The organism is Pseudomonas fluorescens (assembly GCF_001708445.1).
In the GTDB taxonomy this organism is placed as follows: domain Bacteria; phylum Pseudomonadota; class Gammaproteobacteria; order Pseudomonadales; family Pseudomonadaceae; genus Aquipseudomonas; species Aquipseudomonas gorinensis.
The window spans coordinates 376,669-388,350 of sequence record NZ_CP015637.1 but is presented as its reverse complement, the minus strand read 5'-3'; the positions used below and the strand labels follow the sequence as shown (position 1 = coordinate 388,350).

Annotated in this window: 9 protein-coding genes; all 9 read left to right on the top strand. The window is 62.7% G+C overall.

Going from position 1 to position 11,682, the window contains the following annotated elements; translation table 11 throughout:
* Positions 1-144: 144 nt before the first annotated feature.
* The 9 genes from hutU to hutG all read left to right on the top strand — a co-directional run bounded on the left by hutU (position 145) and on the right by hutG (position 11,601).
* Complete coding sequence (gene hutU / locus A7317_RS01670; protein ID WP_024072911.1) at positions 145-1,830, top strand: urocanate hydratase; 1,686 nt, start codon at positions 145-147, stop codon at positions 1,828-1,830.
* Between the two features lie 140 nt (positions 1,831-1,970).
* Complete coding sequence (locus A7317_RS01665) at positions 1,971-3,431, top strand: purine-cytosine permease family protein (RefSeq protein ID WP_024072912.1); 1,461 nt, start codon at positions 1,971-1,973, stop codon at positions 3,429-3,431.
* Positions 3,432-3,500: 69 nt separating this feature from the next.
* The gene (locus A7317_RS01660; protein WP_069075081.1) at positions 3,501-4,466 is read left to right on the top strand and encodes an ABC transporter substrate-binding protein; all 966 of its coding nucleotides are present in this window, start codon (positions 3,501-3,503) and stop codon (positions 4,464-4,466) included.
* Between the two features lie 71 nt (positions 4,467-4,537).
* Positions 4,538-5,389: an ABC transporter permease gene (locus A7317_RS01655; protein ID WP_069075080.1), complete on the top strand. Its 852-nt coding sequence runs from the start codon at positions 4,538-4,540 to the stop codon at positions 5,387-5,389.
* A complete protein-coding gene (locus tag A7317_RS01650) occupies positions 5,386-6,210 on the top strand; it encodes a quaternary amine ABC transporter ATP-binding protein (protein ID WP_024072914.1) in 825 nt (274 codons plus the stop codon). The genes A7317_RS01655 and A7317_RS01650 overlap by 4 nt, the downstream gene beginning before the upstream one ends.
* A 143-nt stretch (positions 6,211-6,353) precedes the next feature.
* Entirely contained in the window at positions 6,354-7,877 is a 1,524-nt protein-coding gene (gene hutH, locus A7317_RS01645) for a histidine ammonia-lyase (protein WP_041161079.1), read from the top strand.
* Positions 7,878-7,902: 25 nt separating this feature from the next.
* Positions 7,903-9,435, top strand: coding sequence for a histidine ammonia-lyase (gene hutH / locus A7317_RS01640; protein ID WP_024072916.1), 1,533 nt, complete (start codon positions 7,903-7,905; stop codon positions 9,433-9,435).
* A 145-nt stretch (positions 9,436-9,580) separates the two neighbouring features.
* Positions 9,581-10,786: an imidazolonepropionase gene (hutI, locus tag A7317_RS01635; RefSeq protein ID WP_069075079.1), complete on the top strand. Its 1,206-nt coding sequence runs from the start codon at positions 9,581-9,583 to the stop codon at positions 10,784-10,786.
* 11 nt (positions 10,787-10,797) lie between these two features.
* Positions 10,798-11,601, top strand: coding sequence for an N-formylglutamate deformylase (gene hutG, locus A7317_RS01630; RefSeq protein WP_069075078.1), 804 nt, complete (start codon positions 10,798-10,800; stop codon positions 11,599-11,601).
* Positions 11,602-11,682 lie beyond the last annotated feature (81 nt).

The window sequence follows — 11,682 nt, the reverse complement described above, 5'->3', positions numbered from 1 at the left end:
AACGCGCTTTCCAAAAAAATCCGAACACCTCGCTCAGAAAGTTGGCCGCCTGATTGCATATGCTTGTATGTACAAGTAAAGATGTGTGCGTAAGACTCTCCTTCGCACCGTCCATGTTCGCGCATCATGCCGAGGAGTCCAGCTGTGACCGATTTTTCGAAAGCAAGGCCTACAAAATACCGTGACGTCGAAATCCGTGCCGCCCGCGGTAATAAGCTCACCGCCAAAAGCTGGCTGACCGAAGCGCCGCTGCGCATGCTGATGAACAACCTTGACCCGCAAGTGGCCGAGAACCCGAAAGAACTGGTGGTGTACGGTGGTATTGGCCGTGCAGCGCGCAACTGGGAGTGCTACGACCAGATCGTCGAAAGCCTCACCCACCTGAATGACGACGAAACCCTGCTGGTGCAATCCGGCAAACCGGTCGGCGTGTTCAAGACCCACACCAATGCGCCGCGCGTGCTGATCGCCAACTCCAACCTGGTGCCGCACTGGGCCAGCTGGGAACACTTCAACGAACTGGATGCCAAGGGCCTGGCCATGTACGGCCAGATGACCGCCGGCAGCTGGATCTACATCGGTAGCCAGGGCATCGTCCAAGGCACGTACGAAACCTTCGTCGAAGCCGGTCGCCAGCATTACAACAGCGACCTCAAGGGCCGTTGGGTACTGACCGCCGGCCTCGGCGGCATGGGCGGCGCTCAACCACTGGCCGCAACCCTGGCTGGCGCCTGCTCGTTGAACATTGAATGCCAACAGGTCAGCATCGATTTCCGCCTGAACAGCCGTTACGTCGACGAACAAGCCACCGACCTCGACGACGCCCTGGCGCGCATTGCCAAGTACACCAAAGAGGGCAAGGCGATTTCCATCGCCCTGCTGGGTAACGCCGCCGAAATCCTGCCGGAACTGGTCAAGCGCGGCGTGCGTCCGGACATGGTCACCGACCAGACCAGCGCCCACGACCCACTCAACGGTTACCTGCCGGCCGGTTGGACCTGGGACGAATACCGCGCCCGCGCCAAGACCGAACCGGCGGCCGTGATCAAGGCCGCCAAGCAGTCGATGGCCGTGCACGTCAAAGCCATGTTGGAATTCCAGAAGCAAGGCATCCCGACCTTCGATTACGGCAACAACATCCGCCAGATGGCGCAGGAAGAGGGCGTGGAAAATGCGTTCGACTTCCCAGGCTTCGTACCGGCGTACATCCGCCCGCTGTTCTGCCGTGGCATCGGCCCGTTCCGTTGGGCGGCGCTGTCCGGTGACCCGCAGGACATCTACAAGACCGACGCCAAGGTCAAGGAGCTGATCCCCGACGACGCCCACCTGCACAACTGGCTGGACATGGCGCGCGAGCGCATCAGCTTCCAGGGCCTGCCGGCGCGTATCTGCTGGGTTGGCCTGGGCCAGCGCGCCAAGCTGGGCCTGGCGTTCAACGAAATGGTGCGCAGCGGTGAGCTGTCGGCACCGGTCGTGATCGGCCGTGACCACCTGGACTCCGGCTCGGTGGCCAGCCCCAACCGCGAAACCGAAGCCATGCAGGACGGTTCCGACGCCGTGTCCGATTGGCCTCTGCTCAACGCCTTGCTCAACACCGCCAGCGGCGCGACCTGGGTTTCGCTGCACCACGGCGGCGGCGTGGGCATGGGCTTCTCCCAACACTCCGGGATGGTAATCGTCTGTGACGGCACCGACGAAGCCGCTGAGCGGATTGCTCGCGTACTGCACAACGACCCGGCCACCGGGGTGATGCGTCATGCCGATGCGGGTTACCAGATCGCGATCGACTGCGCCAAAGAGCAGGGGCTGAACCTGCCGATGATCAAGTAACCGATGTGGGAGGGGGCTTGCTCCCGATGGTGGTGTATCAGCCAATAGGTCTGGCGACTGACCCACTGCCATCGGCAGCAAGCCCCCTCCACATGTGATCGGCGGCGAACCCAAAACAATCCATCAGAGGTTGAACACCCATGGCTGCAAATGATGCGCGTGCAAGCACCACCCCGTTGATCGAAAGGCGTTCGATCGACTACATCCCGGAAGCGGAAAGACACGGTCGTCTATTGAGCCAGTTCACCCTGTGGCTGGGTGCCAACCTGCAGATCACTGCGATCGTCACCGGGGCCCTGGCCGTGGTGCTGGGCGGTGATGTGTTCTGGTCGTTGATCGGCCTGCTGATCGGTCAACTGCTGGGCGGTGGTGTGATGGCGTTGCACGCGGCGCAAGGGCCCAAGCTGGGCCTGCCGCAGATGATCTCCAGCCGGGTGCAATTCGGTGTGTATGGCGCGGCGATCCCGATCGTACTGGTCTGCTTGATGTACCTCGGTTTCACCGCGACGGGCACGGTGCTTTCCGGTCAGGCGCTGGGCCAATTGTTCGGTGTCAGCGACAGCGTCGGGATCCTGGCCTTCGCCAGTGTCATCGTGCTGGTCACGGTGCTCGGTTATCGGGTGATCCACTTCATCGGCCGCGTTGCCAGCGTCATTGGCGTGATTGCCTTTGTCTACCTGTTCAGCCGTCTGATGAGCCAGGCCGACGTTGGTGCGCTCCTGCAAATCCGCCACTTCAGTTGGAGCAGCTTCCTGCTGGCGGTGTCGCTCGCGGCATCCTGGCAAATCGCCTTCGGCCCTTACGTGGCGGACTATTCACGCTACCTGCCGAGCACGACGTCCTCGGTGAAAACCTTTCTGGCGGCCGGTGCCGGTTCGGTGGTTGGCGCACAGGTGGCGATGATCCTCGGCGTGTTTGCCGCGGCCATGTCCAACGGGCAATTTGCCGGTCATGAAGTGGCCTACATCGTAGGTCTGGGTGGTGCGGGGGCCTCGGCTGCGCTGCTGTACTTCAGCATCGCGTTCGGCAAGGTCACCATCTCCACGCTGAACTCCTACGGCAGCTTCATGTGCATCGCGACCATCATCAGCGGCTTTCGGGGTCGCCTGGAGGTCACGCGCTTGCAGCGTCTGGTGTTCGTGCTGGCCATCGTTGGCGCGGCGACCCTGATCGCCTTGCTTGGCCAGCACTCGTTCCTCGGTGCATTCAAGTCTTTCATCCTGTTCCTGCTGGCGTTCTTTACGCCTTGGAGTGCGATCAACCTGGTCGACTACTACTGCATCACTCGTGATCGCTATGACGTGTCGGCGCTGGCCGATCCGAACGGTCGCTACGGCCGTTGGAACCCGGTCGGTATCAGCGTCTACGTATTCGGGGTGCTGGTGCAATTGCCATTCATCTCCACCAAGTTCTACACCGGCCCGCTGGTGGCGGCCCTGGGGGATGTGGACATTTCCTGGATCATCGGCCTGGTACTTCCCGCCGCGCTGTACTACTGGGCGGCAAAAAAATGGCCCAGATCGATGCCTGAACACCTGATCCTGCCGCTAGAGCAGGGCGCTGTACCAACGACGACAAACGGGCTGGTTGCACAGGCCTGAGGGGACGTGGACAGGGCAGGATGCCTAATGACTGCCGTAATCCATTTCATGATTGGGAGCGTCACAACAATGAAAATGCACAAGACCCTGTTGACCACCGTATTCTCCGCGGGCTTGCTGGCCACTGCTGGCGCCCAGGCGGCCGGTTGGTGTGAATCCGGTAAACCGGTGAAGTTCGCCGGCCTGAACTGGGAAAGCGGCATGTTGCTCACCGACATCCTGCAAACCGTTCTGGAAAAAGGCTACGACTGCAAAACCGATAGCCTGCCCGGCAACTCCATCACCATGGAAAACGCCCTGAGCAGCAACGATATCCAAGTGTTTGCCGAAGAGTGGGTTGGCCGCAGCGAAGTGTGGAACAAGGCCGAGAAGGCCGGCAAAGTCGTCGGCGTCGGTGCGCCGATTGTGGGCGCTATCGAAGGCTGGTACGTGCCGCGCTATGTGGTCGAAGGTGATGCCAAGCGCAAGCTGGAACCCAAGGCGGCGGGCCTGAAAAACATCGCCGACCTGGCCAAGTACGCCTCTGTGTTCAAAGACCCGGAAGAACCCTCCAAGGGCCGTTTCTACAACTGTCCGGCCGGCTGGACCTGCGAGCTGGACAACAGCGAAATGCTCAAGAGCTACGGCCTGGAAAGCAGCTACACCAACTTCCGTCCAGGCACCGGCCCGGCGTTGGATGCCGCGGTGCTGTCGAGCTACAAGCGTGGCGAACCGATCCTGTTCTACTACTGGTCGCCGACACCGCTGATGGGCCAGGTCGACCTGGTGAAACTGGAAGAAAAACCGGGTGTGGATAAAAGCGTGAGCATCAAGGTCGGCCTGTCCAAGACCTTCCACGAACAAGCCCCGGAACTGGTGGCGGTGCTGGAAAAAGTCAACCTGCCCATCGACCTGCTGAACCAGAACCTGGGGCGCATGGCCAAGGAGCGAATTGAGTCGCCGAAACTGGCGAAAATTTTCCTCAAGGAACATCCTGAAGTCTGGCACGCCTGGGTGAGTGAAGACGCAGCCAAGAAAATCGACGCGGCCTTGTAGGTCAAGTGTGCACGGCTACCCTGAGGGGTAGCCGGGCGCCTGGCCACAACCCACTGGATCGAGAGCACGCTATGTTTCCTGAGAGTTTTACGTTTTCCATTGCCGACTGGGTCAACGGTTGGGTGGACTCACTGGTCACCAATTACGGCGATGTGTTCCGGCACATCTCCGACACCCTGCTGTGGGCCATCGTCAACCTGGAAGGGTTGCTGCGTGCAGCTCCCTGGTGGCTGATGCTGGCCATCGTCGGCGGTGTTGCCTGGCATGCCACCCGCAAGGCGCTGACCACGGCGGTGATCGTCGGCTTGCTGTTCCTGGTGGGCGCGGTCGGCCTGTGGGACAAGCTGATGCAGACCCTGGCGCTGATGATGGTCGCCACGGTGATCTCGGTGCTGATCGGCATTCCGCTGGGCATTTTGTCGGCACGCAGCAATCGCCTGCGTTCGGTGCTGATGCCGCTGCTCGATATCATGCAAACCATGCCCAGCTTCGTGTACCTGATCCCGGTGCTGATGCTGTTCGGCCTGGGCAAGGTGCCGGCGATCTTCGCCACGGTGATCTACGCCGCGCCGCCGCTGATTCGCCTGACCGACCTGGGGATTCGCCAGGTCGACGGCGAAGTCATGGAAGCCATCAACGCCTTTGGTGCCAACCGCTGGCAGCAACTGTTCGGCGTGCAACTGCCGCTGGCCCTGCCGAGCATCATGGCCGGTATCAACCAGACCACCATGATGGCGTTGTCGATGGTGGTGATCGCCTCGATGATCGGCGCCCGTGGCCTGGGCGAAGACGTGCTCGTCGGCATCCAGACCCTCAACGTCGGTCGTGGCCTGGAAGCCGGGCTGGCGATCGTGATTCTCGCAGTGGTCATCGACCGCATTACCCAGGCCTATGGTCGTCCACGGCATGAGGCGAGCAAATGACTACTGTCAGCAAAATCGAAGTAAAAAACGTCTTCAAGATCTTCGGCGCCCGCTCCAAGGAGGCGCTGTCGTTGATCGGCCAGGGCAAGACCAAGGATCAAGTGCTGGCCGAGACCGGTTGCGTGGTCGGCGTTAACGATTTGTCCCTGAGCATCGGTACCGGCGAGATCTTCGTGATCATGGGTCTGTCGGGCTCGGGCAAATCCACGCTGGTGCGCCACTTCAATCGCCTGATCGACCCCACCAGCGGTGCGATCCTGGTCGACGGTGAAGACATCCTGCAACTGGACATGGACGCCCTGCGCCAATTCCGTCGGCACAAGATCAGCATGGTGTTCCAGAGCTTCGGCCTGTTGCCCCACAAGAGCGTGCTCGACAACGTCGCCTATGGCCTCAAGGTGCGCGGCGAAACCAAGCAAGTCTGTACCGAACGCGCACAGCACTGGGTCGAAACCGTGGGCCTCAAGGGCTACGAAAACAAATACCCGCACCAGCTCTCCGGCGGTATGCGCCAACGTGTGGGCCTGGCCCGCGCCCTGGCGGCCGACACCGACATCATCCTGATGGACGAAGCCTTCAGCGCCCTCGACCCGCTGATTCGCGCCGAGATGCAGGACCAGTTGCTCGAGCTGCAAAAGACCCTGCACAAGACCATCGTATTCATCACCCACGACCTCGACGAGGCCGTGCGTATCGGTAACCGCATCGCGATCCTCAAGGACGGCAAGCTGATCCAGGTCGGCACGCCGCGGGAGATCCTGCACTCGCCGGCGGATGAGTATGTGGATCGGTTTGTTCAGCGGCGGGCGGCGGTGGTCTGATCCTGGATGTGTGGGAAGGCTGCTGGCCCTATCGGGGGCAAGCCCCCTCCCACATTTTGAATTGTGAACACCTTCAAAGCTGGGAGGGGGCTTGCCCCCGATAGGGCCGGTAAGGCTGCACAAGAATTGAAGAAGGTATGAAGATGTCCCAGGCAGCAAAAATCATCATCGCCGACACCCCCCTGCGCTGGCAGGACGTGGTCGCCGTCGCCCGTCACGGCGCGGTGCTCCAACTCTCCGGCCAGGCCTGGGCGCGGATCGACAATGCCCAGGCCATCGTGCAGCGCATCGTCACCAGCGGCGAACGCGCCTACGGCGTGAACACCGGGCTGGGCGCGTTGTGCAACGTGTCGCTTGAGGGCGAGCAACTGAGCCAGTTGTCGCGCAATACCCTGTTGAGCCACGCCTGTGGCGTCGGCCCGGTACTCAGCGACGAGCAGACCCGCGCGATCATCTGTGCGGCCGTCATCAACTACAGCCACGGCAAATCCGGCCTGCATCCGCAGGTGGTGCATTCGCTGCTGGCGCTGCTCAACCACGGCATCACGCCGCAAGTACCGTCCCAGGGCTCGGTGGGTTATCTGACCCATATGGCCCATGTCGGTGTGGCGCTGCTGGGCGTCGGTCATGTGAGCTATCGCGGTCAGGTCGTCCCGGCGCAACAGGCCCTGGACCAAGAAGGTTTGCAGCCGGTGGTACTCGGCGCCAAGGACGGCCTGTGCCTGGTCAACGGCACGCCGTGCATGACCGGCCTGAGTTGCCTGGCCCTGGCCGATGCTCACCACCTGCTGCAATGGGCCGATGTGATCGGCGCCATGAGTTTCGAGGCCCTGCGTGGCCAGATCGATGCGTTCGACGAAGAAATCATTGCCCTCAAGCCTCACCCCGGCATGCAGCAGGTCGGTATCAACCTGCGCGCGTTGCTCGATGGCAGTGAAGTGATCGCCAGCAGCAAAGGCATCCGCACCCAGGACGCCTTGAGCATCCGCTCGATCCCGCAGATCCACGGTGCGGCGCGCGATCAGCTGGAGCACGCGACCCGCCAGATCGAGACCGAACTCAACAGCGCCACCGACAACCCACTGGTACTCGGTACGCCGGACAACTACCGCGTAGTGTCCCAGGCCAACCCTCACGGGCAGTCCGTGGCGCTGGCTGCCGATATGCTCGCCATCGCCATGGCCGAAATCGGCTCGGTGGCCGAGCGCCGTCTCGACCGCCTGATCAACCCCCACGTCAGCGGCCTGCCGGCGTTTCTGGTGAGCAACCCCGGGGTCAACTCCGGGATGATGATCGTGCAGTACGTCGCCGCTTCGTTGTGCGGGCAAAACCGCCAGCTGGCGCAACCGGCGGTACTCGACAACTTCGTCACGTCGGGCCTGCAGGAAGACCATTTGAGCATGGGCACCAATGCCGCGCTCAAGCTGCACCAGGTGCTGGCCAACGTCACTCAGATCCTCGCCATCGAGTACCTGCTGGCGGCCCAGGCATTCGAATTCCTCAAGGGCCAGCGCTTCGGCGCGGGCACCGACAGCGCCTGGCGCCTGTTGCGTGAACACGTGCCACCGTACGAGCAGGATCGCTGGCTGGCGCCGGACATCGCCACCGCCGCCGCGCTGCTCAAGAACACCGCTTTGCTGCACCCGGTTTTTCCCGAATTGCACTGAACAATAATTCACAAGGAGCACGAATGTGACTGCGCTAAACCTGATTCCAGGCCAACTGAGCCTCGCCCAACTGCGGGCCATCTACCAGCAGCCGGTAACCCTCAGCCTGGATGACAGTGCCTCGGCCCAGATTGAAGCCAGTGTCGCCTGCGTGGAACAGATTCTCGCCGAGAACCGCACTGCCTACGGCATCAACACCGGTTTCGGCCTGCTGGCCTCGACCCGCATTGCCAGCGAAGACCTGGAAAACCTCCAGCGCTCCTTGGTGCTGTCCCATGCCGCAGGCGTCGGTGAGCCCATCAGCGATGCGCTGGTGCGGCTGGTCATGGTGCTCAAGGTCAACAGCCTGAGCCGTGGCTTTTCCGGGATTCGCCGCCAGGTCATCGACGCACTGATCGCGCTGATCAACGCCGAGGTGTACCCGCATATTCCGCTGAAAGGTTCGGTCGGTGCGTCCGGCGACTTGGCGCCCTTGGCCCATATGTCCCTGGTGCTGCTCGGTGAAGGCAAGGCGCGCCACAAGGGCGAATGGCTGGAGGCGACCGACGCGCTGAAAGTCGCCGGCCTCACACCGCTGACCCTGGCCGCCAAGGAGGGGCTGGCGCTGCTCAACGGCACCCAGGTGTCCACTGCCTACGCCTTGCGCGGCCTGTTCGAAGGTGAAGATCTGTTCGCCGGCGCCCTGGCCTGTGGCGGCCTCACCGTGGAAGCGGTGCTGGGTTCGCGTTCGCCGTTCGATGCGCGAATCCACGCAGCCCGTGGCCAGCGTGGGCAGATCGACTCGGCGGCGGCTTATCGCGACCTGCTCGGCGACAGCAGCCAGGTGTCGCAGTCGCACCAGAATTGCGACAAGGTCCAAGACCCGTACTCCCTGCGCTGCCAGCCACAGGTCATGGGCGCCTGCCTGACCCAGTTCCGCCAGGCCGCCGACGTGCTGGTGATCGAAGCCAACGCCGTGTCAGACAACCCGCTGGTCTTCGCCGCGGAAGGCGACGTGATCTCCGGCGGCAACTTCCACGCCGAACCGGTGGCCATGGCTGCTGACAACATGGCGCTGGCCATCGCTGAAATCGGTTCCCTGAGCGAGCGCCGTATCTCGTTGATGATGGACAAGCACATGTCGCAACTGCCGCCGTTCCTGGTGGGCAATGGCGGGGTGAACTCCGGCTTCATGATTGCCCAGGTGACCGCCGCGGCACTCGCCAGCGAGAACAAGGCGCTGGCCCATCCCCATAGCGTCGACAGCCTGCCGACCTCGGCCAACCAGGAAGACCACGTGTCCATGGCGCCGGCGGCCGGCAAGCGCCTGTGGGAAATGGCCGAGAACGTACGCGGTATCTTGGCGGTTGAATGGCTGGCCGCCTGCCAGGGCCTGGACCTGCGCGAAGGCCTGAAAACCTCGCCGAAACTGGAAAAGGCCCGTGGCATCCTGCGCGCCAAGGTGGCGTTCTACGACAAGGACCGCTTCTTCGCCCCGGACATCATCGCCGCCAGCGAACTGCTCGCCAGCCGCTGCCTGAATGAACTGGTGCCGGCCAAGTTGCTGCCGAGCCTCTAAACACACCACACCCCCCTGTAGGAGCGAGCTTGCTCGCGAAAAACTCAAGGACACCGCATTCATCCAGGATGCACGCGTTATCGCTGACGTCCTTCGCGAGCAAGCTCGCTCCTACAGGGATCAGGGATCACATCGGGAGCCGTTGATGAAAACCCTTTGGCAGCACTGCCACGTTGCAACCATGGCCCAAGGCAAATACTCGATCATCGAGGATGCCGCGATGGTCACCGTGGGTTCGCTTATCGAGTGGATCGGCCCGCGCAGCCAAGTGCCCACGCTGGACTATGCCCAGGTGCATGACCTGCAAGGCGCCTGGGTGACTCCCGGGCTGATCGACTGCCACACCCACACAGTGTTCGGCGGCAACCGCAGTGGCGAATTCGAGCAGCGCCTTGAAGGCGTGAGCTATGCCGAGATCGCCGCCCAGGGCGGCGGTATCGCCAGCACCGTGCGCGCCACGCGCGCCGCCAGCGAAGACGAATTGTTCGAAAGCAGCCGCAAGCGCCTGTGCAGTTTGCTGCGCGATGGCGTGACCACGGTGGAGATCAAATCCGGCTACGGCCTGGACCTGGCCAGCGAACGCAAGTTGCTGAGGGTGATTCGCCGCCTCGGTGATGCGCTGCCGGTCAGCGTGCGCGCCACCTGCCTGGCGGCCCACGCCTTGCCACCGGAGTACAAGGACCGCGCCGACGACTACATCGATCACATCTGCACCGAGATGCTGCCGGCGCTGGCCGCCGAAGGGCTGGTGGACGCGGTGGATGCCTTCTGCGAATACCTGGCGTTTTCGCCCGAACAAGTCGAGCGCGTGTTTAAAGTCGCCCGGCAACTCGGCCTACCGGTCAAGCTGCACGCCGAGCAACTGTCATCGCTGCACGGTTCGAGCCTGGCGGCGCGTTACCAGGCGCTGTCGGCGGATCACCTGGAGTTCATGACCGAAGACGACGCCATCGCCATGGCCGCGTCCGGTACCGTCGCAGTCTTGCTGCCGGGGGCGTTCTACTTCCTGCGCGAAACCCAGTTGCCGCCCATGGATGCCTTGCGCAGGCACGGCGTGAAAATCGCCATCGCCAGTGACCTCAACCCCGGTACCTCGCCGGCGTTGTCGGTGCGGTTGATGCTGAACATGGCCTGCACCCTGTTCCGCATGACCCCGGAAGAAGCCCTGGCCGGCGCCACGCAACACGCGGCCACCGCCCTGGGCATGGGCGATACCCATGGCTCGCTGGAAGTGGGCAAGGTTGCCGACTTTGTGGCCTGGCAGATCGATCGCCCCGCCGACCTGGCCTATTGGCTGGGCGGCGAGCTGGATAAACGCGTCGTGCGCCACGGCGTCGATATCAATGTTTAAGGAGTACCGTTGTGGATAAGGTTCTGAGCTTCAAACAAGGCCGCGTGCCGCTGCTCATCAGCATGCCCCACGCCGGGTTGCGCCTCACGCCCGCGGTCGAAGCCGGTTTGATCCCCGAGGCGCAAAGCCTGCCGGACACCGACTGGCACATTCCGACCCTGTATGACTTTGCCGAGGAACTGGGCGCCAGCACCTTGGCGGCGCAGTACTCGCGATTTGTCATCGACCTCAACCGGCCGTCCGACGACAAGCCGCTGTACGCCGGCGCCACCACCGGCCTGTACCCGGCGACGCTGTTCGATGGCGTGCCGTTGTTCCGTGAAGGGCTGGAACCGAGCGCGACCGAACGCGCCAACTACCTGCAAAAGGTCTGGGGCCCGTACCACCGCACACTGCAAGAGGAGCTGGCCCGCCTCAAGGCTGAGTTCGGCTATGCGCTGCTGTTCGATGCGCATTCGATCCGCTCGGTAATCCCCCACCTGTTCGACGGCAAGCTGCCGGACTTCAACCTGGGCACCTTCAACGGCGCCGCCTGTGATCCGGAACTGGCCAGCCAGCTCGAGGCCATCTGTGCCACTTATCCACAGTACACCCACGTCTTGAACGGGCGCTTCAAGGGCGGCCATATCACCCGCCATTACGGCAACCCGGCGCAGGATATCCACGCCGTGCAGCTGGAGTTGTGCCAGAGCACCTATATGGAAGAGTTCGAGCCGTTCCGCTATCGCCCGGATCTGGCCGAACCGACGCGGGTGGTGTTGAAGCAGTTGCTGCAGGGGCTGCTAGCGTGGGGGAAACAGCGTTATTCAAAGTAATTGAAGTGCGAGCTCTCGGGGGCGTGGGCACTGTGCTGTACCTCGGCAAAGGGCTGGTCCACGCTCGTTTGCGGGCCCAGG

Bases quoted from the DNA above. Each gene is read 5' to 3' on its own strand.
- A7317_RS01650 (WP_024072914.1), top strand. From the start codon at position 5,386: ATGACTACTGTCAGCAAAATCGAAGTAAAAAACGTCTTCAAGATCTTC.
- hutH (WP_041161079.1), top strand. From the start codon at position 6,354: ATGTCCCAGGCAGCAAAAATCATCATCGCCGACACCCCCCTGCGCTGG.
- hutI (WP_069075079.1), top strand. From the start codon at position 9,581: ATGAAAACCCTTTGGCAGCACTGCCACGTTGCAACCATGGCCCAAGGC.
- A7317_RS01655 (WP_069075080.1), top strand. From the start codon at position 4,538: ATGTTTCCTGAGAGTTTTACGTTTTCCATTGCCGACTGGGTCAACGGT.
- A7317_RS01660 (WP_069075081.1), top strand. From the start codon at position 3,501: ATGAAAATGCACAAGACCCTGTTGACCACCGTATTCTCCGCGGGCTTG.
- A7317_RS01665 (WP_024072912.1), top strand. From the start codon at position 1,971: ATGGCTGCAAATGATGCGCGTGCAAGCACCACCCCGTTGATCGAAAGG.